Below are 25,832 nucleotides of genomic sequence, written 5' to 3'. Positions count from 1 at the left end.
GGCCTTCATGGCGGCCGTTGAACGCAGCACGGTTGACGCATGACAGAAACGAAGACATCCAAGACGGTCCTGGTCACCGGAGCCAGCAGCGGAATCGGTGAGGCAACCGCTCGGCGCCTTGCTGCCGAGGGCCACCACGTGATCTTGACCGCTCGGCGTACGGAGCGCCTCGAGATGGTCGCCGCCGAGCTCCGCGACAGCGGACACAGCGCGGAGGCCCACGGTCTCGACGTCAGCGACCGGGCCGCGGTTGCCGGTCTGGTCGACTCCGTCGTGGCGCGCCACGGACGCCTCGATGTCCTGGTCGGCAACGCCGGCGTGATGCTGCTGTCGCGGCTCGACGCGCTGCTGGTCGACGAGTGGGACCGCATGCTCGACGTCAACATCAAAGGCCTTCTGCACGGCATCGCTGCCGTCCTCCCGCACTTCAAGGCGCAGGGCGGCGGCCATGTGGTGACGATCGCGTCCATCGGTGCCCACGAGGTCGTTCCCACCTCGGCGGTCTATTCGGCCACGAAGTACGCGGCCTGGGCGCTCACCGAGGGCCTACGACTCGAGTCCGATCCGAGCATCCGAGTCACCACGATCTCGCCCGGAGTAGTGGAGACCGAACTGGCGGAGCACATCACGGATCCGGTCGCGTCAGCCGCGATGGAGGCGTACCGCGCCGCCAGCATCCCCGCGGATGCCATCGTGGGTGCCGTCAGCTATGCGATCGCCCAGCCGGCCGGCGTCGATGTCAACGAGATCGTCATTCGCCCGGCTGCTCAGCGGAGCGCTTGAGGTTGGCCCAACGCCTCCTTCAACCTGGCGGCGAAGGCACTCGGGTGGTCCACGAAACCGGTGTGGTCGCCCGGGAACCGGATGGCGGTGAGTCCGAGCCGAATGGCGAGCGCCTCGGTCGTACGCTCACACAGCTGACCAGCCGACTCCTCGCCGATGCCGAGGACGATGCGAGGGCCGCGGCGCAGCGCTTGCTCGTCGGGCTCCCACCGAACGGACGCGGGCAGCTCCTGGGCGTACCAGAACGCCTCTTCCGCCAGAGCGCTCGGGCTGCGCTCGCCGCCGAACATGGCCTCGAGCATGCCGTCCGGCACGACGATGTTCGCTTGGTCGAAGAACATGCCCCATGCACCGACCACGTCACCGTCGGCGTAGCGACGTCTCATCGCGTCCGTCAGGGCACGCTGCTCCTCCCGGTCGTCGAGAAGCTCCAGCAGCGGGGGCTCGTGCGCCACGACCGTCATGGCGAGCTCGGGATGACGCTGGGCGAAGGCGAGGGCCGTCACGGCACCGCCGCTGGACCCGAGGATGGCGACGGGGCCGAGGCCGGTACGGCGTACGAGCTCGGCGAGATCGTCCGCGCGCTGCTCGGGTGTGGAGCCGACGGACCGATCGGCCAGAACGCTCCCGCCGTGGCCGCGTGGGTCGTGGGTGAGGACGGTGTGGTCGGCGGCGAGCGCCTCGGCGAGCGGGGCGAACTCCTCGGCGGCCATCGGCGATCCGACGAGCGCGATGGCGGGCCCGGATCCGCGTAGCTCGTAGCTCAGGCGTGTTTCGGGCAGGTCGATCTGGACGGTTGCGTACATGGCGTTCTCCTTGGTGTCGGTATCGGTGTCGGTATCGGTGTCGGTATCGGTGATGGCAGTGGTCGGGTCTGGGCCAGGCGCAGGATCCTGGAGACGAGGGGCGGCGCGGCGGCCGCGAGCAGGACCGTGAGCGCGGCGGGTAGCACCATCGCGCCGGCCAGCCCCACCCCGGCGGCGAGCCCGCCGATGAGGACCGGCCCCACGAACCCGCCGAGATATCCGATCGTGGTGACGACCGAGAGCCGCCGCGGATCGATCCGGGACGCGCCCAGGCTTCCGATCACGATCGGCCAGACGAGGGCCGTGCCCGCGCCGGCGAGCGCCCATCCTCCGGCGGCGACCACGACCCGCGCACCCTCCGCGACGATGGGGGAGAGGAGGACGAGTACGAACCCGAGCAGCGTCACCCCGGCGGCCGCCGCCACCAGGGTCGGTGCGGCGACCGTGCCGCGCAGACGGTCTCCCGCGAAGCGGACCACGGTCATCGCAGCGAAGAAGACGGCGTAGATCATCGCTCCGGCGGCCGGTTCGGCGCCGAGGACGCGGGTGGTGTGGATCCCCGCCCAGTCGGTGGCCGCGCCTTCCACCACGAAGGCAGCGGCGGCCACAGCACCGGCGCCGATGAGCACGGGGCTCGGCGCGCGAGTCGGCCCCTGAGAAGCTGCCGCGTTCGGATGCGCGGCGGTGCCTGGCTCGGTGCCGGCACGGCCGGGCGGAACCCGCAGCGACAGCAGCGTGAGCAGGGCGCCGGCGCTCAGTGCGGCGGCGGGCAGGAGCAGGAGGCTGTCTCCGCCGGCACGCAGCGCGGCCGCCAGTGCGGACGACCCCAGGACGGCGCCGAGCGTCCAGCATCCGTGCATCCGGGCGATCACGGGTCGTCCCGCTGCGCGCTCGGCCGCCGTCGCCTGCGAGGTCAGCCCGACGTTGATGGCGCCGCAGCAGAGGCCGAAGACGGCGGCGAGGGCGATCATCGGCTCGGCGGCAGGCATCGCGCCGATCGTGGCGAGGAGGAGCGCAGCCATGGGGAGGGCGAAGCGGAGCACGATGGCGTCGCTCCAGCGGTGGGCGAGGTGTCCCGCCAACGGCATCGCGATCGCCGCGCCCAGCGCGAGAGTGAGGAGCAGCAGCCCGAGTCGCGTGGGGCCGAGACCGACTCGGGCATCGAGGACGGGAAGCCCCGCGCCCCAGACCGCGGTGAGCATGCCCACTCCGCCGTGCAGCGCGGTGAGGGATCGGATCGACGAGGACATGTCTCCAGATTCCTCGCGGCCTCGGGTGCGCGTCCAACACCGGCGAAGCGCGGATCAACGCACTTCTGTTGTCGATCTCCTGTCGCCGGTTCGCCGACCGGACAGAATGGGCCTGTGGCAGGCGACCTCGAGATCAGACTCCTGCGCCGTTTCGTGGCGGTCGCGGAGGAGCTGCACTTCGGGCGCGCGGCCGACCGGCTCTTCATCGCCCAGCAGGCGCTCAGCCGAGACGTACGCCGGCTCGAGGACGCCGCGGGGGTCCGTCTCCTCGACCGCTCCTCGCGCCGCGTCGCACTCACGCCGGAGGGCCGGCGTCTCCTGGACCGAGCCCGCGAGCTCATCGCGCTGCACGATCGCGCCGTACGCGACCTGCGTGCCGACACCGGCAGCCTGGTCATCGACGCCGTCGCGCGGGGAACGACGCCTGCTCGTGTCCTGGACGCGGCTCGGCGTACGGCCCCTGACATCGAGTTCATCGTCCGTTACGGCGGCGGATCCGCGGACACGGTGGTCGGGGCCGACGTCGGCTTCGGTGCCACCCCACAGGGCGTCTCGGCCCCGCGTGCGCAGGCGGTCCGTCATGAGCGGGTCATCGTGCTGCTCCCCGACGATCACGAGCTGACCGTGCTCGACGCCGTCCCGCTCGAGGCCCTCCGTACGGCCCGGGTGTGCACGCGGTCCGGCGACCACGTGACTCCCGCATGGGCCCGCGCGATGGCTCAGCTCCTCGCGCCGTTCGGTGTGGATCCGGGGGACGGGCATCCCCATGTCCTCGGCGGAGCCGAGCTCGCCGCGCACCTGCGGCTGCACGGTGCGCCCGGGCTCGCCTTGGAGAGCCAGGCGCCGCTCGAGGGCATCGTCACGCGTCCGCTCGTCGATCCCGTCGCGCTGTTTCCCTGGACGATGCGCTGGCGCGCGGACCTCGACCATCCCGGTCTCGAGGTGCTCAGACGCAGCGCCCGCGAGCTGTCCGAGGCGCAGGCATGGACCACGGTGCCCGACGGCGCCTTGCTCCTGAGCGCCTGAACGGCCGGAAGGGGCCGGCCCCTTCCGACATCCCGAGGGCGTCCGTCACCGAGTGCGAGGACGAAGGCCCCTCGTCGGCCGTGACGCCGTCGGGTTGCCTGGAAGCACCGGGTCGCCACCCTTCGGACGAGAGGATCCGCCGATGAGCACGAACGAGCCGAGATCTGACCGCGAGGGCTCTCGAGCAGGACCGCTGCCAGCCGCGAAGGCGTGGCGTGCGGTGGCTCGCTGTGTCGTCGCTTCGGCGCGCATGCTGGCCACGGGGGTCGTGCACTGGCCGCGCGTCAACGTGGGGCGCCGACTCCGGTTCGCCGACGGGACCACCGGTGAGGTGTACCGAGAGACCGCGGTCGCACTGCCACCTGCCGAGCCGTGCGTTCTGGTGGTGTGCTTCCGGCTCCGCCGGGTCCGGGGTCGTGGCCACCTGCTGTTCCGGTGGGAGAGCTGGCTGAACACCCCGCTGTTCGTGGGATTCCCCGGATTCGTCTCCAAGCTCTGGCTCGCCGCCGACGAGCAGGGTCGCTATCGCGGCTTCTACGAGTGGGACGGCGCCGAACTTGCCGAGCACTACGCCCGGTCTCTGTGGAGGGTGCTCGCGCTGGTGAGCGTGCCGGGGTCGATCGACTTCCGGGTCCTGCCCGGGATGCATCGCGACGAGGTGCTCGCGGATCCCGGCCTGCTCGAAGGCCACACCAGCCCCACGATCCCCGACTGGTGGTGCCCGGTCGGCACGTCATGAGCGCCCCGGACGTACCGTCGTCTGGGCATTGTGGGGACAAGGCGCTTGCCGGGTCCGGCCGGCGCAGGCACAGTGCGTAGCATGCGCATCCTGGGGGTATCGACGGCGGGCGCCGGCCACTTCAACCCGATGAAGCCTTGGCTGAGGCGCCTCGCCGACCAGGGGCACGAGGTGACCGTGGTGGGGCCGCCCGGGTTGGCGGCGGCCGCGAAGGGGTTCGACTTCCGAGAGGGCGCCGCGCCTGACCCCGCGTCGGTCGCACCGATCTGGCAGCGGGTGGCCGAATCGCCGATGGAGGTGGCGCGGGAGCTGGTGCTGCGGGAGCTCTTCGCGCGCATCAACTCCGGGGCGATGATCCCGGCAGTACGCGCAGCGATCGACGATCTCCGGCCGGACCTGGTGCTGCGAGATCCCGCTGAGTACGCATCGGCACTGGCGGCCGCCGAAGCGGGCGTTCCCCAGGTGCGGCTCGGCGTCAGCCTGTGCTCGGAGATCGCGTTCTTCGAAAGCGTGGCGGCGCCGGTGCTCGAGGACTGGCGATCAGGCCTGCACCGCGAGATCGTCGAGTCGCCGATCCTGACCAGGTTCCCGGCGAGCCTCGACCCCTCGCCGTTCGCCGCCACGGCCCGATACCGGATCGGCGAGCCCCGAACGCGTGAGGTCGATCCGAGCTTCGTCTACGCGACCCTCGGCACCGTCGCGCCCACGATGCCGCCGATGCGGCCGTGGTTCGACATCGTCGCCGAGGTCCTGGGCGCGCTTCCGGTGGACGCCGTCTTCACCGTCGGCCACGACCTCGACCCCGCACAGATCGCAGCCGCCCCGAACGTACGGATCGAAACCTGGGCCGAGCACGCCGAGGTCCTCTCCCGCGCGGCGGTGATCGTCCACCACGGCGGCTCGGGAACGGTGCTCGACGCCCTCGCCGCCGGCGTCCCACAGGTGATCGTGCCCCTCTTCGCCGATCAGGGCGCGAACGGCGCCGTCGTCATGAAGGCAGGCTTGGGGACCGCCCTGGTCGACTCCGGAGGCGCCGCGTTCCACGTTCCTCAGGACGGTGAGGTGGACAGGTTGCGGACGCTCGTCGCCGAGACGATGGCCTCTGACACGGTCGGAGTCCGCGCGGTCGAGGTCGCCGCGGAGATGTCCAGCCTGCCCGAGCTGGACCCTGCCATGCTCGGCATCAGCTGAGCGACGACACGTGCGAGCGGCTGGGCGAGGCACCCTGAGCGTTGCCTCGCCCAGCCGGACGGGTGTAAGCCGCAGATCCCTGCGGGCGTCAGTTGCCCCTGCATGCCTCGCCGGGTGACGGCACGAACTCCTTGAGTCCGGCGCGTACGAAGATGCCGTAGCTCTGCACCCCGTGGTAGCGGTCGTTGCCTCCCGGGCTCTGGTTGCCGCGCTCGCCCAGCGCGTCGTCATCGAAACCTGGAGGGTTGCCCTCGATGGCGTCTGCGGTGTCCTGGCCCGAGAACACGCACTCCGAGGAGGCGCGGTCCGGCGCGGGGATGTCGTCGCCGTTGCCGTTCACCTCTGCCGCGCTCGCGGCACCGGCTCCAGCCAGCACGAGCCCGGCCGCGATGGCACAGCTCTTCATCAACAGCTTCATGACCTCTGTTCCTTCCGTCTTCGATGCCCCTGACCTGACCTGCCGTGGCACCGAACCGAATGGCCAGGAAGGCCGAGATGTCGTGTGGGCTTGCACTTTCATCATCAGTCCGGCCTCGACGCGTTGCTATACGCCAATCTGGGGGCTTCCCACCTCGACCGGCTCTTCCACCGGCGCGGAGTCGAGCTCCGGCAGGAGCCGGTCCAGCCACTGCGGCAGCCACCAGTTCGCGTTGCCCAGGAGCTTCATGGTCGCGGGGACCAGCATCAGGCGTACGACGGTGGCGTCGAGGAAGATGGCCGTGGCCAGGCCCACGCCCATCATCTTCACCACCGGGTCGCTGCCGAGGACGAAGCCCGAGAAGACCGCGACCATGATCAGCGCGGCTGCGGTGATGGTGCGGCCGGTGCCGGCGATCCCTTCGATGACGGCGCGGGTGTTGTCGCCGTGGCGGCGGTACTGCTCGCGCACCCGGGACAGCAGGAACACCTCGTAGTCCATGGAGAGCCCGAACAGGATCGCGAACATGAACAGCGGGATGAACGACACGATCGGCACCGTCGACTCCACGCCGATCAGGTCGGCGGCCCAGCCCCACTGGAAGACCATGACGAGCACGCCGTACGCCGCACCGACGCTCAGCAGGTTGAGAACGACCGCCTTCAGCGGGACCAGCACGGACCGGAACAGCACGGCGAGCAGGAGGAACGACAGCAGGAGGACAGCCGCCACGAAGCGTGGCATCCGCTCCTGCACCCGGTCGCCGAGGTCGGCGAAGGTGGCGGTCTGTCCGCCGACGTGGGCGGTCGCCGAGCTGCCGTCGAGAACGGCCGGGATGACGTCGCCGCGCAGCCTCATGACGGTCTCTTGCGTGGCGACGTCCTGGGGCGACGTGGTCGGCTGCGCCACCAGCGTGGCCACGCCCGCGGAGTCATCGATGGCCGGTTCGCCGACCGCGGTGATGCCCGGGTCCGCGGCCACCGCCTCGGCCAGCGGCGCCACGACGGACCTGTCCCGCGAGATGTCGACCGCGATCACCAGAGGCCCGTTGGCCCCGGGCCCGAAGCCGTCGGCGATCAGGTCGTAGGCGCGGCGTTCGGTCCTCGACTCGGGCTTGGTCCCGTCGTCGGGGAAGCCCAGGTCGAGCGCGAGGACGGGTGCGGCCAGGGCGATCATGAAGACCGCTGCTCCGATGAGGTACGCGGTCGCGTTGCGGGTCACGTGAGCACCCCACCGGTACCAACCCGTGCTGGGTCGAGGGCTGGGCCGGTGCACTCCGTCCGCGACCCGTCGCCGGCGTCCGTTGATCCGGTGCCCGGCCAGTCCGAGCAAGGCCGGCAGCAGGGTGACCGAGGCGAGCACCATCACGAGCACCATCGCGGAGATGGCGACCCCGCCACCGGTCACGAACGGGATCCCCGCGACGAGCAGCCCCAGGATCGCCACGACGACCGTGCCGCCGGCGAAGATCACCGCTTGTCCCGCGGTCGCCAGGGCTCGGCCCACCGCTTCGGGGACGGGCATCCCCGCTGCCAGGTTCTCGCGGTGCCTGGTGACCAGGAAGAGCGCGTAGTCGATGCCGACGCCGAGCCCGACCATGGCCGCGAGCTCCGGCGCCCAGGCCGGGATGTCGATCAGGTACGTCACCAGCTTCATCGAGGTGATGCCGATGACCAGGCCGAACAGCGCCATCCCGATCGGCAGCCCCATGGCGACGAAGGAGCCGAAGGCGATCAGCAGGACGATCATCGCGACGACGATCCCCGCGACCTCGCCGAGCCCGGTGGGGGCCTCCTCGAACGCGAAGAACAGGTCGCCGCCGGTTTCCAGCGTCAGCGACGACTCCTCACGCAGGTCGGCGACGGCGTCCTTGAGGTTGTCCAGGTCGGCGGCTTCGAGGTGCTCGATCGCCGGGTACTGCACCCGTACGAGCGCGATGTCGCCGTCCTGCGAGACGCTGCTCGTCGTGCCCTGCACGTGCGGGAGCTCGGCGAGGGCCGCCTCCACAGGCACCACCTGCGTCGTGGCGTCCGGCGCTTGGAGCACGACGTGGGCGGTGACTCCGCCCTCGTCGGCCTGGGCCTCGGCGAGCAGCTCCGCGGCTTGGTAGGAGTCGAGGCCGGGCGCCTCGAAGCTCTCCTCGAGCTCACGCCCGAAGGCGGCGGAGGAGGCGATGACGACGAGCGCGAGAACGACCCAGGCGCCGATGGCGGTCCAGGGACGTGTCGCGGCGGACCGGCCTAGCCGGTAGAGGAGTTCAGACATGTCTCTACCGTGGCCGGGCGAGGAGCGATCCACATCGGGCCAAGGAGCAGTGGGTTGCTCGGCCGAAAGTACGAGGAGACGCTCGTGCTTGTGCCCCGTACGGCGAGGCTGTCCGCTCGCTAGGGTCGAGGGGTGGTGACCGCCTTCGTCCGCTCAGTCCTGGCCGAGCCCCGTGCCCCGGACCCGCCGGCGCGGGCGTGGTGGGACTGGGCCCTGGTCGGTGCCTTGCTGGTCGCGACCGCGGGCGAGGCGATCTTCCGCCCCGACGTACCGTGGCGGCCCCTGGCCACCGTGGTCGCGCTCCTGGTGATCCCGGCCCTGCTCTGGCGGCGTACGCACCCACTTCTGGCGACCGCGGTCGGCTTCGGCGGCGCGATGGTGCTGCACATCCCGTTGATCGTCGACGACGTCGTCGATGCGGGGCTCTACACCATGGTCTGCGTCCTGATGCTGCCCTACACCCTGTACCGCTGGGCGTCGGGACGCGAGGCTCTGATCGGTACGGCGATCGTCGCCGTACCGGTGACTCTGGGACTCGCCGCGACCGAGACCTTCGGGGACCTGATCGGCGGCGCCACGGTGGTGGTCGCGTCCTTCGCCCTGGGGGCCGCGATGCGCTACCGCGCGGTCGCGCGCCAGCGCGAGGTCCAGCAGGTCCGTACGCTCGAGCGCGGTGAGCTCGCCCGCGAGCTGCACGACACCGTCGCGCACCATGTCTCCGCCATCGCGATCCAGGCTCAGGCAGGGCGGGCGGTGGCGGCCACCGACCCGGGCGCGGCCGTCGAGGCACTGGCCGTGATCGAGGCCGAGGCCTCCCAGACGTTGTCCGAGATGCGCACGATGGTCCGGGTGCTCCGCGACGGCGAGGCGGCCGACGCAGTGCCGGTCGAGTACGCACCGCAGCGGGGCATCGGCGATCTGGACGAGCTGACCCGGATGAGCCCCTTGGTGGAGGTGCGGTGCGTAGGCGATCTCTCCGACCTGCCGCAGCCGGTCGAGGTGTCGGTGTATCGGATCTGTCAGGAGTCGGTCACCAACGCGATCCGGCACGCCTTCTACCCCACGAGGGTCAGCGTGGAGGTCTGGGGCGAGGCCGGCGTCGTACGGTTGCGTGTGCACGACGACGGGGAAGCGACCCGCCCTCCGACCAGCGTGGGCTATGGCCTGCTCGGGATGGCGGAGCGGGCAAAGCTCCTCGGCGGCGTGTGCCAGGCCGGGCCGGACCCGGCTGGTGGCTGGACCGTCGAGGCGACCCTGCCGCGCGAGGTGTCGCGATGACCATCCGGGTGGTGGTCGCCGACGACCAGCTCCTGGTCCGCACGGGTCTGACGATGATCCTCAACGCGCAGCCCGGGATCGAGGTCGTCGGGGAGGCCACGGACGGTCACGAGGCGGTGGCCGTGGCACGCGAGCTGCGTCCCGACGTCTGCCTCTTCGACATCCGGATGCCCGGCATCGACGGGGTCGAAGCCACCCGCCGGCTCGCCGGCCCCGGCGTCGAGGACCCGCTCGCGATCGTGGTCATCACGACCTTCGACCTCGACGAGTACGTCCACGGTGCTCTCAAGGCCGGCGCCCGGGGCTTCCTCCTCAAGGACGCCGGCCCCGAGCTGCTGGTCCAGGCGATCCACGCAGCCGCGAACGGCGACGCGCTCATCTCGCCCAACATCACCCGTCGCCTCCTCACCACGCTGGCCGGCCTGGAGCGAGCCACTCCACCGGCCCAGCCGATCGAGCCGCTCACCGAGCGCGAGGAGGAGGTCCTCCTCACCGTCGCGCGCGGCCGCACCAATGCCGAGATCGCCAAGGAGCTGAACATCACCCTGAGCACGGTGAAGTCCCATGTCGCCGCGCTGATGAACAAGCTCGGCGCCCGCAACCGCGTCGAGGTCGCGATGTGGGCGTATGAGACCAAGCGGGTGAAGGAATAGGGCCACTACCGCGTCTTGGGTAGCTGGCTTGCGCTACCGTCGCGCCGTGCCGGGATCTGTTTAGACCTGTTGCATGCGGTCGCGCGGGTCCGGCGGCCGGTCCGTCCTGCAAAGGGGATGTCCATGACTCTGGGCGATGACACCGAGACCGGGAGCGAGGACTGGGCTCGCACGCGGGACTATCTGCAGAACGACCCGACCAAGTGGGACAGCCTCTCCTGGATCGCCGCGCGCACCCTCATCGACTCGGTCAACGACATCCTGGGCCGCGGGACGCAGGGGCTCGTCGAGGACCTGCGTGCTCGCTGGACGAAGACGGACGAGCCGACGATCGACCGCTCCGAGGTCTCGAGGTTCCTGGTCATCGGCGACACCGGCGAGCAGGACGCGTCGCAGTACGTCGTCGCGCCCGCCCTGGCGCGAGCCGCGGAACAGGCCGGCTTCGTGCTCGTCCTGAGCGACGTGATCTACCCGTCCGGGAACGTCAACGACTACGTCGACGGCTTCTACAAGCCTTACCGGTCGAACCGCGTGGAAGGCCTCAAGGCGCCCGCAGACGTACGGGCCGAGTTCGCGCTTCCGGAGAACGTCCCGGTCTACGCGATGCCGGGCAACCACGACTGGTACGACGGCCTCTACGGCTTCGCCCACCAGTTCCTCTACCCGGCGGACGCGCCACCGACCTGGCCCAGCGAGCTCCTGGCGCCGTCGTTCGAGGAGCCGCTGGGGCGATGGCAGCTGATCCGGGACCGCTTCGGCCGCATCATGTGGCGCACACCCAGCGAACCATCAGACAGGTCCGCCCCGGCGCGGTGGGGGAAACCAGCCTCGGACGGCACGCCGGCACCGGAAGCCACGCTGCAGCCGGCGCCGTACTTCGTCATCAAGACGGAGCACGTGGACCTGGTGTGCATCGACACCGGCATCGACGGGACCATCGACGGCCGGCAGTTCGCCTGGCTGAGCTCGCTCGGCGGTGAGAAGCCGAAGATCCTGATGACCGGCAAGCCGCTGTTCGTCAACGGTGAGCGGCGGAAGGGGAAGGTGTCCGGAAGCCCTGACGAGACCGTGTACGACATCGTGGCCGACGAGAAGCGCGGCTACGTCGCGACGGTGGGCGGCGACACGCACAACTTCCAGCTGTACGACCCGACGATCCCGGACAGCTCGCGCGACGGCCTGTGGCACATCGTCAGCGGTGGTGGCGGCGCGTACACCCACGCCACCCATCCCATCCGAACGGCCACCGCGGACGCCCGAAGCGACCTGCGATTCCGGCCGACCAAGCTCTTCCCGCGGTCGGCCGAGTCCCTGTCGTACTTCGCCCAGCAGCTGGTCCCCAGCATCTGGCGGCTGCTGCTGACCGTCGTGCTGTTCGGCGGGGGAGTGGTCCTGGGCCGGTGGCTCGCCGACACCGGGTCCGGGGGCGTGGCCATCGCGACGATGATCGTGCTGATGCTGCTGCACCTGATGCCGCATCGTCCCGGGCGCAGTCATTTCGTACGCCGCCTGCTCCTGCGTCTCGAAGCGCTGGTCGCGGGGGTGCTGGCGACGCTGTTCCTGCACCACTACCTGCCGGATGCGGCCGGAGAGCTGCTGGTGCTGTTCGGGTCGTGCACCCTGTGGATCTGCCTCAACGCCTGGTGCGTGCGGTGGTCGAGGTGGTGGAGCCCCGTCGAGCGGGTGCCCGGCTGGCATCACGCCGCGTTCGCGTGCGTGCTGGCGGCCCTCGTGGTCCTGGCCCTGCTGCCGATGGTCTTGGACGCGGGCGGCCCGGACGAGGGACGTACGGTGTCCTGGGTCCTCGTCGTCGCGGTCGACCTCTACGCCGTCCTGGCAATCATCGGGTGGCGGAAACGGATCGTCACCACCGTGAACGGCGCGAGGGCCGCGAGCTGGCTCGAGCGCTCGGTGGTGTGGGCCGTGCTCGCCCAGGCCGCCGTCGTGGCGGGCGAGATGCTGCGCGTGATGAGCGGCGAGGGCCTGACCCTGCTGTTCCTCAGCGGCCTGCTCGGACTCGTGCCGTTGGCGGTGATCACCGTGGTGGTGCTGGCGGCCGTTCTGGCCCCGGGCCTCCTCACCCGCAGCCTGCGCGGTGAGCCCGTACGCCGGGCGCGGGCGTGGCTCCGCTGGCGGCGTCGGCTGGTTCAGCCCCTCGTCTTCCTCGCGGCGCCCGTGACGCTGGTGCTCTGGGCGTGGGTCGCCGACGCCGTCGACTCCGCATGGATGCGCGCCGCCTTCGCCCTGCCGGCGCTGATCACCGTGACTGTGATCGGCATGCTGGTCGTCGACTGGGTGCGACGGGAGCACGAGCGCCTGTACATGCCGCTGCTGGTCCTCGCCGTCCTCGCCCTCGGGGTGCTCCTGCTGGGGGCGGCGGTGCCGGGCCTGCTCGACATGCCCGGCTTCGAGGCACCCGGCCGGCTCGCGAACGAGCTCAGGACGTGGTGGCCGGCCGTGGCGGTCGGCGCGGCCCTCTTCACCGCCGTCGCGATCGGCGCCGCGATCCTCCTCGCTCACCTGGTGTTCCTCGGCGCGTACTCGCTGATCGTGGACCCCAAGGCGTGGGTGAGTCCCCGCTACCGCCCGGGCGGCCCGACGCACTACGACTTCATCAGCGAGGCAGACGCGACGGCCATCATCGAGGCCGAGCAGGAGGGCGGCCAGGCGGCACTGGTCGAGGGCGTCGGCCGGCGCATCAGACGCCGGGCGCAGATCGCCTTCCCTGGCCTGAACCCACCGTTCGGGCCGATCCAGAAGTTCGTCTCCGAGATCTACTCCCTCGACGAGCCGCCGTTCTTCAAGCACTTCCTCGAGTTCGAGACCTCAGCCACCGAGGTCGTGGTGAAGATCCACCGCGTGCGCGGCGACCAGCCGGTCGAGATCGAAGAGGTGGCCAGGATCAGTCTTACGGATGCGGCCCCGCAGGTGACTGATCGCTCCCTGCCGCGCGAGACGCGCGCGTCGGATTCAGGCCCGACAAGTCACACCACCTCAACGTTCCGGAGGTCGACGTGAGCCAACGCGACAGCGTATGCAATCCCATCCTGTTGTCTCCAGATGAGCCGGGCATGCCTCGGTTCCAGTTCGTCGCGCTAGACGCATACAAGCCGCGGGGCGACGTGACCCGCATCGAAGACGACATCAACCTGCATTCATTTCCCTGGTTCGCTGAGATCGTCGGACGCTACTCCGATCGCCAAGGCCAACCGATCGACACCTGGTGGTGCATCAACCGCATGCCGGTCGTCGGCACGGACTTCGAACTGTTGTCGGCATGCATCGACGGCGCTCCGGAGTCCCTGTTTCACGTGCTGTCTGGACGCGACCACGGCGATGCCCTCGCCGGCATTCTGAGGAGAGACTGGCCCGACATCTTCGCGATGCTCGAAGCGAGTACGTCGGGCGATCTCAGCCGGAGGCTCCTTCTCGCGGTGGACGTTGGCAACGGCCGGCAATGGATGGTCGCGGACGTCGTGGCCGGTGAAGACCGGCACAACATCGCGCCGGCGCAGGTTGAAGACCTGATCGTCACGGCTCTGTCCGTGGCCTTGCGCACCAACGACTGGCTCACCAAGCTGCCGGGCATTCTCGAGCTCGGCCCAGACCTGACCACTCGCCGGCTCCGAGGGATGGCGGGAATACTCGGGGGAGTCGCAGATGTCGGGGGAGGGCTCCAGGCGCTCGCGCAGAACAATCTCAATCCGCAGGCAATCACATCCGCGATACAGGCCGCGAGTGGGCTACCTGACCACGTTCGATCTGTCTTCCGCTAGCAAGGCGTGTGGCGCCTGGGATCTACCGCTCAGAACTGCGGTGGTGTGACGCAAGCGGTCCGTCGCGAGGCTCGCGGTAGATCGGGATGCCAGGCCATGTTTGCACTCGTCGTCGAGACAGGGTTGCTTCTCAGGCGTTGGCGTAGCCGGCGATCTGGTCTCGGATGCGCTGAAGTTCGGCCTCGTCAGAGAGTCCTTGCCAGTCCCAGCGCGGTGTGTAGGCGCGCTCGAGGGTTTGCTGCTCGTCCGGGGTCAGTTCGATGTCGAGGGAGGCCACGGCGTCGTCGATCTGTGCGACGGTGTTCGCGCCGACGATCGGGGCGGTGACGACGGGCTTGCTGTGCAGCCAGGCCAGGGCGATCTGTGCGCGGCTTGCACCGTGGTTCGCGGCGACGGTGCCGACCGCGTCGATGGTGGCATGGTCGCTGGTCTCGGTCAGCGGGGTGTAGAGCATGTCGGCGTAGCCGCCGTCGCTCTCGGAGCGTTGGGTGGAGCGCGCTTGGTCCCACGGACGGGCGAGGCGGCCGCGAGCCAGCGGGCTCCAGATCAGGGTGCCGACGCCTTCGTCGATGCAGAAGGGGATCATCTCGCGCTCCTCCTCGCGGGCGATGAGGTTGTAGTGGTGCTGCATCGTGGCAAATCGCGCCCAGCCGTTGGCTCGCTGGAGGTGGAGCGCTTTGGCGAACTCCCAGGCGTGCATCGAGGAGGCGCCGAGGTAGCGGACCTTTCCCTGCTTGACGAGGTCGTGCAGCGCTTCGAGTGTCTCCTCGAGCGGGGTCGCGTGGTCGTTGCGATGGATCTGGTAGAGGTCGATGTAGTCCGTGCCGAGGCGGCGGAGGCTGTGCTCTACCTCGGTCATGATCGCCTTGCGGGACAGGCCTGCGCTGTTCGGGCCGGAGCGCATCGGGTGGCGGAGCTTGGTTGCGATCACGATCTGGTCGCGATCGGCGAAGTCCGCCAGGGCCCGGCCGAGGATCTCCTCGCTGGAGCCGTAGGAGTAGAGGTTGGCGGTGTCGAAGAAGTTGATGCCCGACTCGATTGCGTGCTTGATCAGCGGGCGGCTGGTGGCCTCGTCGAGGGACCAGACGGGGTGGCCGCGGTTCGGGTCGCCGTAGGTCATCGCCCCGATGGCAATGGGGGAAACGTCGAGGCCGGTGGTGCCGAGCTTGGTGTAGTGCATGGGGTTCCCTTATCGTTGTGGAGAAGTCTCCGCTTACCGTAGTGGAGAGTTCTCCACTTATCAAGGGGGCTGTTGTGGTGCGTTCGGATGCCCGTGAGAATCGCGACCGAATCCTGGAGGCGGCGCGTGACGCGTTCGAAGAGGACGGGGCGACGTCGATGAACCAGGTCGCGCAGCGGGCACGCGTCGGTGCGGGAACGCTGTACCGGAACTTCCCCACCCGCGAGGACCTGGTGCTCGCCGTCTACCAGCACGAGGTCGACCGGCTGTTGGCTTCGGTCTCGAACCTCCTCGCCGAGCACCCGCCGGTCGAGGCACTGCGCACCTGGACGCTGGACCTGGTGGCGGCGATGCGCAGAAAGCACGGCCTCGGGGACGCACTGACTCCAAGTGCGCACCAGTCGATGAGCGAGCAGACCTACGGCCCCGTCATCGGTGCGATCACCGCGCTGCTCGACGCAGGCAAGGCCTCAGGCGTGGTCCGCGCAGACGCTGACCCGGGCGACTACCTGCAGCTCACCGCTGCACTGTGGCGAGCGCCGCGTGAACCCGAGGACCGGGCTCCGCACATACTCGACCTCATCCTCGACGGCCTCGCGTACGGCGCACACAACTGATCCAACCGCCGCATCGCGGTCAGGTGCCGGAAGGCCCTGAAGAGGTGGTACGACACTGGCGCTGTCGCTGACGCAGTCGTCGAGAAGGGAACGCGCCGCGGCGTCGCCCACGAGCTCCTGACGCCGCCTTCGTCCCATGCCTACCGACGTGCCGCGGCTGAGCCCGCCCGCGGGCGGGCTCGTCTGGGAGGTCGTCCTCAAGCCATCTCGGGGACGTGCAGGTGCGCGTAGGCGAGGTCGAACTCGTGCACGTCGACGATCTCGCCGCCCGTGTCGCTCGCGACCCGGCTGCGCATGTCGTCGGCCGCCGAGCGGCTGGCTTCCATCGCGGCGCGGGACTCCCAGGCCGTGGTGGCGCAACCCAGGCCGGACGACCGGTTCATCAGCAGGCTGGCGCTGCAGAACCCAGCGGTCTGCTCGAGCTGGGGAAGGATGCCTACCCGGAAGGTCTCGGCCATGGCGTCGAGGTCACCCTGCAGCCAGCTGACTCGGGCGCACTCGCCGTGATGGCTACGGTGCATGACGACGATCTCCCACTCGTCGATCTGCATGGAGCCGCCGAGGATGTCCTTCCCTCGGTCGCGCATCGGGCGAAGCTGCTCATCGCTGGCGCGCATGGCCGCCTCGTCTTCCCACGAGCTTGTTGCGATGCATCGCCCGGTCTCGCGGTCGACCAGCATCGAGAGGCCGCGACAGCCCTCGATGCTGTCGAGCATGGGCCCGACCTCGTTCTTGACGAACGTGATGCCCGCGTCGACGTTGCCGGGACTGCCGTGGAACGTAGTGGAACGTGCGTACACGGCCCGCTCCTTTCTAGGACAGGGCAGTGCCCGGACCGGCACCGCCGGTTCTTCCTTGTCTACTCCTCTGGGCGCGGGGACGCTATACCCACTCTGCGGCTCTTGGCCCCCGTCGAAAAGGTGGATGGTCGGCGCAGATGTGCTGTGCCACGATGAGGCAGTGGCAGGGCCGTGCCTTCCCGCAACTTATGCTCGACCGAGTGAATGACGTTGCCGAAGAACTGGTCCGTACGCCGCCGAGCCTCGAGGACTACCTGCATCTGAGGGCTGCTTCGGGGCTGACGCCGAAGTCGGCTGCGCAAGGCGAGGGCGCACTGGCCGGCAGCTGGCGATGGAGCGTCGTCAGGCGAGAAGGACGGGCGGTCGCGATGGGCCGCGTGATCGGTGACGGCGGCTGGTACTTCCACATCGCCGACATGGCGACGCTGCCCGAGCACCAAGGCCGCGGGCTGGGGCGGCGAGTGCTCGCCGACCTGCTGGCGCAGATCGACGAAGCCGCGCCAGCAGAGGCGTACGTGACCCTCATGGCTGACGCCCCGGGACGTCGGCTGTACGAATCGATGGGATTCGTGGAGACCGCGCCCAAGTCCCTGGGTATGCGCCGCGCGCACTGATCCGCTCGATTCCTCGCGCGGCATTCTGGGCGAAGTTGTCTACCGTGCCGCACTCGGATATCGCCATCCGTGTGCGTCCGACGCGGCGATGACGGTCAGGCGAGGCACGCCGTCATGCGGATCGAGACAAGTAAGCCTGGCATCTCGGCTCCCAGCTTGGCTGCGTAGCGGGTGGGCGGATCAGCCAGGAACCAGCGAGCGTATTCCTCGTTCATCCCTGCGAAGTCCTCCGGGTCGGTCAGCAGCACGCCTACCTCAACGACGTCGTCGAGCGTCGCACCGGCCTCCCGCAGGATGGCCTCGCAGTTCGCCAGCGCCTGGCGGGTCTGGGCCTGGATGCTGTCACCGGCCAATCGGCCCGTCCTCGGGTCGATTCCGGTGGTTCCCGAGATGAACACCTGGAAACCGGCTTTGACTCCCTGGCTGAAGAGCGGAGAGCTTGGTGCGTTAGGTGTCGTGATGATCTGACGCGGCATCTCGGAACCTCCTGTTCTGATAGTCCCATCAAGTAGATGTGCCGGGAAGTGTCCTTCGGCTACAGCGTTCGTGCGCGCCGGACAGGCGGCGAAATGATGGGGCGAGGTTTGACCGCGGAGGTCGCTTCCATGGATCTCGCGCTGCTGGGATGGGAAGCGGTCGCGGTTGTCGGGGCCGCGCCTGAACGAAACTGTCGGTACGCACGCCTAGAGTGCGCCAGGTGATTACACGATGAGCAAGGACGCCGCGATGCGGGCGATGCGCGAGGCCCGGTATCGCGAAAGGCAAGAGGCGTCGACCGCCGACTCGACGCCGACCAGGGCGGCGCTTCGACCTGCGAAGGCCCAGGCCGCCACGACGGCTGCTCCACCTTCGCCCGCCGAGGCGCTGTGTGGCCACCGTTCGATGAACGGGCGCACCTGCACACGCGAGCAGGGCCACGAGGCAAAGAGCCACCGCTACTCCTAGCGCTCAGCCGCCCTGCCCCGTTCAGGCAAGGCGCTCGCCGGTCCGTAGGAGCCGGCGCATCGAGCGCGCCGACAAGCGGCGGTGTGAAGCAGGTTCCGCCGGCGCGGAATGCGGCAGATCCGGGCGTGCACGCTCAGAGGCGCCTCGTCCTGAGCGTCGCCGTAAGTCACGTCGCTAGGTGTAGCTCCTCGACCCGCAGCGCCGACCCTTCCCGCAGCGGTTCCCACACACCGGTCGACTTGAAGCCGTGGACGACATAGAGGCGGCGCGCGACTTGGTTGCCCTCGGTCACGTGCAGACGTACGCCGAGATCGCGGTCGCGGCACCAGTTCACGAGATCGGTGAGGAGCCCGGCGGCGTGCCCACGGCCGCGTGCGTCGGGCGCCGTCCACATGCCCCAGATGTAGGCGACGGCGCTGTTCGGGGGAGTGAAGACGCCACCCATCGCTACCCTCGGCCGTCTTGCAGCACCACCAGGATCGGTGCGGACCCCTCGGCCCGCTGCCGCCAGAAGTCCTCCGGGAGCGCCTGGGCCTCGGCGAGCGTCGTTCTGAAGGCGTCGGGTGAGTCGGCCAGCGCCTGCAGGCTGACGTTGCGAAGGAGAGACCAGTCATCAGCGGCGATGGTGCGTACCTCGACGTTCATGGCATCGAGTTGACAGCAACCCTGTCGGTCCTGCCACCAGATTGCGACTCGGTTCCTGATCTTTGACCTTCTCCAGGCGGTCCCAGGTGATCACGACCCATTCGAGACCACCGTCGCGCATCGCGGAGGTCGCCGACCGCTGTCGCCCCGAGGACCGCGGAGATCGTCTTGCCCACGCCGGGCTCATCGGCCAGCAGGAACTGCCGCCCGCCCGCCGCAGCGCGCGCCGCGATGGCGTCAGCAGCCTCGTACTGGATCTTCCGCGGCTCGAGGGCGTCGGTCGGCTCGAGGCTCTGCGTCGGAAGGTCGGGATTGAGGGTGCTCTCGATGAACCGACCGAGCGTGTATGGACCCGGCGCGTAGGGCGCGAGGTGCGCCGGCAGAGCGTGCCCGACGTACAGGTGGGTCTTGACTCCCGGGTGCCAGATGGCGCCCTCGACCTGGGAGCCGTAGGGGACGTCGAGCACCCACAGCCGCTCGCCCGGGCCGACGGCCGGCAACGGACGCGTCGGTTGTCGCGGCCCGCCGGTGCGGACGCCCGCCGCGGCGACGAGCACTGGATCGGCGAGAACTGGCCACCCCAAGACGCTATCGCCTGTCGGCGAGCTGGATGCGCCAGCTCCTGTCTATGGGCGGGGCGCGCCGCTCACCTTCGGGGGCGGGGATTGTTCGTACGCGTGGTGGCCGGCGCGCTGCGGGGATCCTCCGGCCAGGCGTGCTTGGGGTAGCGCCCGCGCAGATCAGCACGTACGCCGGGGTAGCCGTTGTCCCAGAAGGACCCCAGGTCTGCCGTGACGGCTGCTGGGCGTCGCGCGGGGGAGAGCAGATGCAGCAGGAGCGGGACCCGGCCGTCCGCCAGGACCGGCGCTGCGGTCCAGCCGAAGACCTCTTGGATGCGCACAGCGAGCACCGGTTGTTCGGCGGAGTAGTCGATCCGCACGCTCGACCCACTGGGGACCTGCACTCGCTCGGGAGCCAGATCGTCGAGCCTGCCTGCCTGCGGCCACGGCACCATCGCCCGCAGCGCGGCGGCTACGTCGACGCGACGAAGATCCTGGGCCGAGCGAACCCGCGCCAGCTGAGGCCCGAGCCACGACTGGAGGTTCCGCGTCAGTGCCACGTCGCTCACATCTGGCCACGGGTCACCGAGCGCACGGTGCAGGAAGTCGAGGCGGGCGCGCAGCGCCGTGGCCGCCTCCGACCAGGAGAGGAGAGCGATTCCCTCCCTCGCCACGGCTTCTCGGATCGCGTCGGTCACGGCGTGGGCCGGTGGATCGCTGAGCGGTACGGAGCGGAGCTCGATCGCGCCCAGCAGCGTACGTCGGCGAGCCAGCACCCGCCCTCCGGTCCAGGTGACCTCGTCCACCTCGGTCCACAGGGACGGCGCCGCCTCCAGCGCGAGGTCCTCGGTGAGCGGGGCCGCCGCTCGGATCCGGGCTTCACGTTGCCCGGGCCGCCGCTCCGCGTCTCCGACCGCGAGCCACTCCAGTCCGCCCAAGGGCCCCGCAGCACGCGGATCGAGCGCCGCGCCCGTCCCGGACGCCATCAGGTAGCTCGCGGAGCTCGAGCGCTTGCGCGCAATCCGGTCCGGATGCGCCAGGGCCACCACCAGCCCCACCGCCACGTCATCGGTGAGTGCTCGGCCGTCGGTGCCCTGCTTCCCGACGACCTTCTCCAACCGGGCGACCTGGCCGCGCCACGAGCCTGCCCCCTGTCCGGCACGGAGCGACCGGAGCGCAGCAACCAGGTCGCCGCCGGGAGCGCGCACGTCCTCGCTCAGCATCGCGACCACCTCTGCGGCTCGCCTGGCTCCGACGAGACCGGCCCCGTCGATGAGGGCACGCGCCAGCCTGGGATCGGCCGGTACGCCGGCGATCACCCGGCCCCGCGAGGTGGCCCTCCCGTCCTCGGTCATCGCCCCCAGATCCACCAGCACCTCCTTGGCCGCCGACATCGCATGCGCCGGTGGCTGGTCGAGGAGCGCCAGGTCGTGCACGTCGTCACTGCCCCAGCACGCCACCTCCAGGGCGAAGGCCGTCAGGTCGGCGGTCGCGATCTCGGGCTCCGGGTGAGCGGCCAGATGCGCGTGCTCCGCCTCGGACCAACAACGCAGCACGGCGCCCGGCCCCAGCCGTCCGGCCCGACCCGCCCGCTGCTCGGCCGCTGCCCGGCTCACCGCGACGGTGACCAGAGAAGCCAGTCCGCGTCGGTGGTCAGTGCGTGGCTCGCGCGAGAATCCGGCATCCACCACGACGCGTACCCCAGGCACCGTCAGCGACGACTCGGCGACCGCGGTCGAGACGATCACTCGTCGACGCGGGCCTTCGCTGAGCGCACGATCCTGCTCGGCGCCGGACAGACGTCCGTGCAGGGCGTGCACGTCCGCGTCCACGCCGGTAAGGCGACGTACGGTCGCCTCGACCTCCGCGACACCCGGCACGAAGACCAGGACGTCACCCTCGTGCTCGACGAGCGCACGACGTACGGTCGCTGCGACATGGTCGTGGAAGGCCGGGGTGATGCCTCGGTCGTCGGTGCGGCGCACCCCCGCAGGCGGCGGGCACCAGACCGCTTGGACCGGGTGCAGCGCACCCAGGACGCGGATCACCGGAGCGGTGTGGACCCCACCGAGCAGGGAGGCGGTCCGTTCGGCCTCGATGGTGGCCGACATCGCCACCAGGGACAGGTCCTCACGCAGGTGGGCCCGGACGTCGATGAGCAGCGCCAAGGTCAGGTCGGCGTCGAGGTGGCGCTCGTGCACTTCGTCGAGCACGACGGCCCCGACGCCGACCAGCTCGGGATCGTGCTGGATCCGCCGGAGCAGCAGGCCGGTCGTGACGACCTCGACACGGGTACGCCGACTGGTGCGCCGGTCTCCACGCACGGAGTACCCGACCGTCTCGCCAACCGGTTCGCCCAGCAGGTGTGCCAGCCGACGGGCAGCGGCCCGGGCTGCGATGCGGCTGGGCTGCGTCACGACGACGCGTCCGGCGACGACCTCGGCGACCGCGGGCGGGACCAAGGTCGTCTTGCCGGTGCCCGGCGGTGCGTGGACCACCGCGACTCCGCGGGCACGAAGCGCCTGGTCGAGAGCGGCCATGCCGGCGGTGACCGGGAGATCGGGCGGCGCGGCGAGCAGATTGCGCAGAGGGTCGGACACTCCTGCAGTGTGCCTGACGTGCCTCGGCCGGTGTCGCGTCGGCGCCGAGGGCTGTCACCACGACGACGCCCGAGCAGACGAGCCCATCGTCCGACGCATCGCATCGGAGGTCACGATCTGGGACTGGTGGATGTGGGAAGCAGTACTGAAAGGGCCATGTGTCTCCAGGCTCGTCGCGTCCGCAGCCGGTCGCTATCCGGTGTCCGCAGCGCTCCAGCCGATCGGTGCAGCATCAGCCATCCGCACTTCCGTCTACCACCGCATCAAGCCTCGACACAGCTGGTGCGCCCACTGGCGGCGGTATGACCCAACTCCAGATCTACGCGACTGTGGCCGGGGTCAAGCGAGGTCTGTCCGACGCATGAAGCTAGCGACCTCGGAGAGCAGACTCGTAGACGCCCATGTCGATGGCGAGCGCAGTCCCGAGCTGTTGAAGTTGGCGGAAAAGGCGGATACCGAAGTGGATCAGCTGGTCCGCCTCGGTACTGAACTCCAGGGGGATCTCCTCTTCACGGCTCCCAAGCTCGACGGGGACGGGGGTGTAGTCGAATGCGATCGTGTCGACCGCAATGCCGATGTCGAGAGAGTCGTCCAGCCCGACGGCTGGCAGATGTTCGTGAAGCTTGGAGACCGTCGCCTCCCGGCCCGCCCACGACGTCGTCGCTGCCAAGAGCCCGCCGATGATGTGCTTGGAATGCGGGTCGGTTGCTGCATACACGCCGCCGGCGTGCTTGATGGGAGCCGAGGTCCGATGCAGGCGGCGAACTGACGCGACCTTTTCGCGTGCAGCCGCAACGTAGGTTGTGTTAATGACGGGCTTGACCTCGAAGGCAGCGTAGACCGCCTCGACCGGGACGAAGCGATAGCCGCCGTGCGACCCGAACCACAGCGGTGAGTACTGACGGTCGTAGACCGCAACGTCGATCTGCTGACTCATGGCGCCATCGGCATCGACGGCGAAGATCGGGCCGGCGATGTATCGCTCTGGCAAGAAGCCACGAAGAACGTCGAGCCAGTCGACTTCGGAATGATCACCGAGTGCAGTCGGGTGGCTCGTGACGTCTCGAATCGACGCGTGCGACTCGAGCAGCATCGCCTGCTTGCGACGAAACGCCGCGGCGATGTTGAAGGGCGGGGCGGTCATGCGGACGCCTGGTCGTTGAAAGCCGCAGTCGGGCCGAGGTCCGTGGCGACCGACATGAGCAGGTCGGCGGTGATGGGCTCATCAGGATAAGCGGTGAGAATCGCTGTTGGCAGGAGTCGCTGGGTCAGGTCCGAGTACGTGAAGCCGGGACGGCCGGAGCCCTGAGGACCAGTCGCGACGACCAACTTTTCTATGATGTCGTCGTCGAGCTCGTAGTTCTCGAACGCCATCGCGATAACCTGCCGGCGCTGGTCCTCGTTCGGGCGGCCGAAGTTGAACGTCGCCGCAGCGCGACGCTTGACCGCCGGGTCCAGTGCCTCGAGACGGTTGGTGCACATCACGACGAGTAGCGGGATGCCGGAGCCCGCGAGGCTGTCGATGGCTGCGAGGAACGCGTCAACGCCCGCGCGGTCCTCGTGGTGCATCTGGGTTGCCTCGCGGGACTGGACGAGCGCGTCGGCCTCGTCCATCACCATCACCGTGACCTTCGAAACCTTGCCCGTGCTGTAATGCCGCCCGAGCCTGGCTTCATTGGCGATCTCGTCGAAGGCAGAGCTGATCAGAGCAGTCATCTCGCCGACATGTCCCGAGCCGCGGGTCGACAGCTTGAGCCGCCACAGCTCGACCTCGACTCCGAGGTGCTCGGCCAAGTCGCCCCCGAAACTTTCGGCAAGCGCGGACTTTCCGGAGCCGACATCGCCGGCGAACAGGAGGAGGGGCGCGCGATCCTTGAGTAGGCTGAACGACTGGTCGTCGGCCTTTACCTTGGTGTGGTTCTTCGACGCCCATTTGGCGAGCAACGACGGGTCCGCGAGGACCGCTGCCTCCTTCCGCAGCCGCGTCTTGACGCTGTCGAGGCCGACCAGCCGCGCGTAGCGGTCGGCACGGACGTTGTCAGGAAGAGTGATGACGGGGTGAAAGAGGCTGGTCTGGTCGGGCATGAGGTTTCGCTCCTGAAGAGGTGGGAGGAGCCAGCGTCGCCGAGGTGGGCATATCGGCGACGCTGGCGGTTGGTCAGATGTCGAGGTAGACGCTGCGGTCGACGCCGCGACCGTTGTTCGAGAACTGCGTTCCGGTGGTCGTCGACGCACGGTTCGCTGTCGGCGCCGTCCCCGGGGTCCGGTCCGTGGGGAGCGTCGCCTTGAAGGCAGCCCGGTCCGCGGCCGACAGATCGAAGAACGCGGCGTTCTGCTCGAGGTAGCTGTGGAAGTCGTAGCCGACGACTGCCATGGCGCTCGGCAGTCCTCCCGGGGTGTCGTTGCGGAGGTAGCCGCCGGCAACGGCCGTGTATTGCAGCTTGAGCACCCACCGGCCACCGTCGCGGAACCCGAACTGTACGAAGTCCAGGTAGCCGGCCTTCAGGTACAGCGCGAGCTCCTCGGTAAACCTCTCGATGCGGCTAGGGCTCGGGTCGCCGTACTTGGAGTACAGGTTGCGCAGGTCTGCACCAACGCTGGCAGCGATCTCCCGTGCGTTGGTGATCGTGAAGGTGGAGGAGTGTGTGGAGGAGATGGTCATGTCAGACCCCCGGGAAGGTCGGGCCGAACAGGGTCTTCCAGGCGGAGACGGCGGCGGTCTTGCTGGTCGCTGCCGACGCAATGCTGACCTGGTCGAGCGCGTCGGAGCATCGCTGGACGAGGCGCTGGCGGTCGTAGTCGGTGTAGCCACGGGTCACGTTGTTCTCCGGGTTGACCGGGTCCCAGACCTGCACGGCGTCGTAGCTGGTGCCGATGTCGCTCGCTGGGTAGTAGTCGGAGAAGACGATCCGCTCCTTGAGTTCGGTCATCACGATGTAGGCAAGGAACTGCTCGAAGGCGCGCGGGTAGTCGGTGATCGCGAACGGCTTCCCCAGCCAGCCGTTGTCCCACAGGTGCGCGACGATGAGCTCGACCAGGAAGGACTTGAACCGCAGTTCCGGGCCAGAGGCGGCTGCCTGGACCTTGGCGCGGTGTACGAACGCCTTGACCAGCCGGATGAATTGCTTGTACTCGGGCCCCGCCAGCGCGCGGCGCTTGTTCAGGAACTCCTTGTGCAGCGTCACCGAGGTGAGAACGCGGTCACCGGTGCGTGTGACGAGGTATCCCCGGTCGTCGGGCTCACCCTCGTACAGAACTGGGGCGACGTCGATCTTGAGGCCGGTTCCGTGCATCGTGATACCCACGGCGTGGTGTGAGATCTCGAAGTCGCTGGCGTCCTTAGTCGCCCCGTACACCTCCATGCAGCGGTCCCGGAGCCACTCCAAGAGCTCGGTCTCGTCCGCGTTCACGCCACCGACAGCTGACGCACGCACATACGCGGCAACATCGGTGTCGGAACTGGACTTGATTGCGGTGTGTTTCGCGACACTGCCTGAACCACGCATCTTGACCAGGTTGTAGTCCGGGTGTTCGGCGATGTAACTCTCCAGCCGCCTACGAAGGTGGGCAACCTGCTCGCGGCGGGCCCGAGCCGTGTTCGTGTCGATGTTGACTTTGGCGACCGCGAAGGCGGACAGGTCCTTGTGGGAGATCTGTTCGTGCAAGGGACGTTTCCTTTGGTTGTC

Annotated in this window: 26 protein-coding genes; 11 read left to right on the top strand and 15 right to left on the bottom strand. The window is 69.3% G+C overall.

Features of this window, described 5'->3' with window-relative positions:
- The first annotated feature begins 39 nt into the window (after nucleotides 1-39).
- Nucleotides 40-783 (top strand): SDR family oxidoreductase, encoded by a 744-nt coding sequence (locus ACW14X_RS03640; protein ID WP_457164761.1) that lies wholly within the window; start codon nucleotides 40-42, stop codon nucleotides 781-783.
- Here the strand turns inward: ACW14X_RS03640 and ACW14X_RS03635 are convergent.
- Entirely contained in the window at nucleotides 768-1,589 is an 822-nt protein-coding gene (locus ACW14X_RS03635) for an alpha/beta fold hydrolase (protein WP_457164760.1), read from the bottom strand. The genes ACW14X_RS03640 and ACW14X_RS03635 overlap by 16 nt on opposite strands.
- Nucleotides 1,547-2,839 (bottom strand): MFS transporter, encoded by a 1,293-nt coding sequence (locus ACW14X_RS03630; RefSeq protein ID WP_457164759.1) that lies wholly within the window; start codon nucleotides 2,837-2,839, stop codon nucleotides 1,547-1,549. The genes ACW14X_RS03635 and ACW14X_RS03630 overlap by 43 nt, the downstream gene beginning before the upstream one ends.
- A 114-nt stretch (nucleotides 2,840-2,953) precedes the next feature.
- Here ACW14X_RS03630 and ACW14X_RS03625 point away from each other — a divergent pair, with 114 nt between their 5' ends.
- The 3 genes from ACW14X_RS03625 to ACW14X_RS03615 all read left to right on the top strand — a co-directional run bounded on the left by ACW14X_RS03625 (nucleotide 2,954) and on the right by ACW14X_RS03615 (nucleotide 5,795).
- Nucleotides 2,954-3,865 (top strand): LysR family transcriptional regulator, encoded by a 912-nt coding sequence (locus tag ACW14X_RS03625; protein ID WP_457164758.1) that lies wholly within the window; start codon nucleotides 2,954-2,956, stop codon nucleotides 3,863-3,865.
- Between the two features lie 142 nt (nucleotides 3,866-4,007).
- Nucleotides 4,008-4,604 carry a hypothetical protein gene (locus ACW14X_RS03620; RefSeq protein ID WP_457164757.1) on the top strand — a complete coding sequence of 199 codons (597 nt, stop codon included), beginning with the start codon at nucleotides 4,008-4,010 and terminating at the stop codon, nucleotides 4,602-4,604.
- Nucleotides 4,605-4,685: 81 nt separating this feature from the next.
- A complete protein-coding gene (locus ACW14X_RS03615) occupies nucleotides 4,686-5,795 on the top strand; it encodes a glycosyltransferase (RefSeq protein WP_457164756.1) in 1,110 nt (369 codons plus the stop codon).
- 88 nt (nucleotides 5,796-5,883) lie between these two features.
- Here the strand turns inward: ACW14X_RS03615 and ACW14X_RS03610 are convergent, their stop codons facing one another.
- Together ACW14X_RS03610 and ACW14X_RS03605 are read right to left on the bottom strand one after the other, a co-directional pair.
- On the bottom strand, nucleotides 5,884-6,213 hold the full coding sequence (locus ACW14X_RS03610; RefSeq protein ID WP_160024165.1) for a hypothetical protein: 330 nt from the start codon (nucleotides 6,211-6,213) through the stop codon (nucleotides 5,884-5,886).
- Between the two features lie 126 nt (nucleotides 6,214-6,339).
- On the bottom strand, nucleotides 6,340-8,478 hold the full coding sequence (locus ACW14X_RS03605; RefSeq protein WP_457164755.1) for an MMPL family transporter: 2,139 nt from the start codon (nucleotides 8,476-8,478) through the stop codon (nucleotides 6,340-6,342).
- A gap of 135 nt (nucleotides 8,479-8,613) precedes the next feature.
- On the opposite strand from ACW14X_RS03605, the gene ACW14X_RS03600 reads away from it, so the two are divergent.
- From ACW14X_RS03600 to ACW14X_RS03585, 4 genes are all read left to right on the top strand, one after another.
- Nucleotides 8,614-9,756: a sensor histidine kinase gene (locus ACW14X_RS03600; RefSeq protein ID WP_457164754.1), complete on the top strand. Its 1,143-nt coding sequence runs from the start codon at nucleotides 8,614-8,616 to the stop codon at nucleotides 9,754-9,756.
- The gene (locus ACW14X_RS03595) at nucleotides 9,753-10,409 is read left to right on the top strand and encodes a response regulator transcription factor (protein WP_350841874.1); all 657 of its coding nucleotides are present in this window, start codon (nucleotides 9,753-9,755) and stop codon (nucleotides 10,407-10,409) included. Before ACW14X_RS03600 ends, ACW14X_RS03595 begins: the two co-directional genes overlap by 4 nt.
- Before the next feature lie 123 nt (nucleotides 10,410-10,532).
- Nucleotides 10,533-13,427, top strand: a complete 2,895-nt coding sequence (locus tag ACW14X_RS03590; protein WP_457164753.1) for a metallophosphoesterase — start codon at nucleotides 10,533-10,535, stop codon at nucleotides 13,425-13,427.
- Nucleotides 13,424-14,185, top strand: a complete 762-nt coding sequence (locus ACW14X_RS03585; RefSeq protein ID WP_457164752.1) for a hypothetical protein — start codon at nucleotides 13,424-13,426, stop codon at nucleotides 14,183-14,185. Before ACW14X_RS03590 ends, ACW14X_RS03585 begins: the two co-directional genes overlap by 4 nt.
- Before the next feature lie 130 nt (nucleotides 14,186-14,315).
- On the opposite strand, the gene ACW14X_RS03580 is transcribed toward ACW14X_RS03585, so the two are convergent.
- Nucleotides 14,316-15,365 (bottom strand): aldo/keto reductase, encoded by a 1,050-nt coding sequence (locus ACW14X_RS03580; RefSeq protein WP_457164751.1) that lies wholly within the window; start codon nucleotides 15,363-15,365, stop codon nucleotides 14,316-14,318.
- Between the two features lie 17 nt (nucleotides 15,366-15,382).
- Here ACW14X_RS03580 and ACW14X_RS03575 point away from each other — a divergent pair, with 17 nt between their 5' ends.
- Complete coding sequence (locus ACW14X_RS03575) at nucleotides 15,383-15,982, top strand: TetR/AcrR family transcriptional regulator (RefSeq protein WP_457164750.1); 600 nt, start codon at nucleotides 15,383-15,385, stop codon at nucleotides 15,980-15,982.
- A 197-nt stretch (nucleotides 15,983-16,179) separates the two neighbouring features.
- Here the strand turns inward: ACW14X_RS03575 and ACW14X_RS03570 are convergent, their stop codons facing one another.
- Nucleotides 16,180-16,782: an antibiotic biosynthesis monooxygenase family protein gene (locus ACW14X_RS03570; protein ID WP_457164749.1), complete on the bottom strand. Its 603-nt coding sequence runs from the start codon at nucleotides 16,780-16,782 to the stop codon at nucleotides 16,180-16,182.
- Nucleotides 16,783-16,982: 200 nt separating this feature from the next.
- On the opposite strand from ACW14X_RS03570, the gene ACW14X_RS03565 reads away from it, so the two are divergent.
- Nucleotides 16,983-17,396 carry a GNAT family N-acetyltransferase gene (locus tag ACW14X_RS03565; RefSeq protein ID WP_457164748.1) on the top strand — a complete coding sequence of 138 codons (414 nt, stop codon included), beginning with the start codon at nucleotides 16,983-16,985 and terminating at the stop codon, nucleotides 17,394-17,396.
- 95 nt (nucleotides 17,397-17,491) lie between these two features.
- On the opposite strand, the gene ACW14X_RS03560 is transcribed toward ACW14X_RS03565, so the two are convergent.
- Entirely contained in the window at nucleotides 17,492-17,872 is a 381-nt protein-coding gene (locus ACW14X_RS03560) for a RidA family protein (protein ID WP_457164747.1), read from the bottom strand.
- Nucleotides 17,873-18,104: 232 nt separating this feature from the next.
- On the opposite strand from ACW14X_RS03560, the gene ACW14X_RS03555 reads away from it, so the two are divergent.
- On the top strand, nucleotides 18,105-18,341 hold the full coding sequence (locus ACW14X_RS03555; RefSeq protein ID WP_457164746.1) for a hypothetical protein: 237 nt from the start codon (nucleotides 18,105-18,107) through the stop codon (nucleotides 18,339-18,341).
- 166 nt (nucleotides 18,342-18,507) lie between these two features.
- Here ACW14X_RS03555 and ACW14X_RS03550 read toward each other — a convergent pair whose 3' ends face one another.
- The 8 genes from ACW14X_RS03550 to ACW14X_RS03515 all read right to left on the bottom strand — a co-directional run bounded on the left by ACW14X_RS03550 (nucleotide 18,508) and on the right by ACW14X_RS03515 (nucleotide 25,811).
- Entirely contained in the window at nucleotides 18,508-18,786 is a 279-nt protein-coding gene (locus tag ACW14X_RS03550; protein WP_457164745.1) for a GNAT family N-acetyltransferase, read from the bottom strand.
- 2 nt (nucleotides 18,787-18,788) lie between these two features.
- Nucleotides 18,789-18,986 carry a hypothetical protein gene (locus ACW14X_RS03545; protein ID WP_457164744.1) on the bottom strand — a complete coding sequence of 66 codons (198 nt, stop codon included), beginning with the start codon at nucleotides 18,984-18,986 and terminating at the stop codon, nucleotides 18,789-18,791.
- The gene (locus ACW14X_RS03540; protein ID WP_457164743.1) at nucleotides 18,983-19,570 is read right to left on the bottom strand and encodes a hypothetical protein; all 588 of its coding nucleotides are present in this window, start codon (nucleotides 19,568-19,570) and stop codon (nucleotides 18,983-18,985) included. Before ACW14X_RS03540 ends, ACW14X_RS03545 begins: the two co-directional genes overlap by 4 nt.
- Nucleotides 19,571-19,632: 62 nt before the next feature.
- Entirely contained in the window at nucleotides 19,633-22,146 is a 2,514-nt protein-coding gene (hrpB, locus tag ACW14X_RS03535) for an ATP-dependent helicase HrpB (protein ID WP_457164742.1), read from the bottom strand.
- 367 nt (nucleotides 22,147-22,513) lie between these two features.
- Complete coding sequence (locus ACW14X_RS03530) at nucleotides 22,514-23,290, bottom strand: DUF6602 domain-containing protein (RefSeq protein ID WP_457164741.1); 777 nt, start codon at nucleotides 23,288-23,290, stop codon at nucleotides 22,514-22,516.
- Nucleotides 23,287-24,231, bottom strand: coding sequence for an AAA family ATPase (locus ACW14X_RS03525; RefSeq protein ID WP_457164740.1), 945 nt, complete (start codon nucleotides 24,229-24,231; stop codon nucleotides 23,287-23,289). The genes ACW14X_RS03530 and ACW14X_RS03525 overlap by 4 nt, the downstream gene beginning before the upstream one ends.
- Nucleotides 24,232-24,304: 73 nt before the next feature.
- Complete coding sequence (locus ACW14X_RS03520; RefSeq protein WP_457164739.1) at nucleotides 24,305-24,808, bottom strand: HORMA-1 domain-containing protein; 504 nt, start codon at nucleotides 24,806-24,808, stop codon at nucleotides 24,305-24,307.
- Nucleotide 24,809: 1 nt separating this feature from the next.
- Nucleotides 24,810-25,811, bottom strand: coding sequence for a CBASS oligonucleotide cyclase (locus tag ACW14X_RS03515; protein WP_457164738.1), 1,002 nt, complete (start codon nucleotides 25,809-25,811; stop codon nucleotides 24,810-24,812).
- Nucleotides 25,812-25,832: the final 21 nt, after the last annotated feature.

The organism is Nocardioides sp. YJ-D4 (assembly GCF_054031495.1).
Note: the sequence above shows the minus strand (reverse complement) of the source record. Positions and strands in the feature narration are given on the sequence as shown.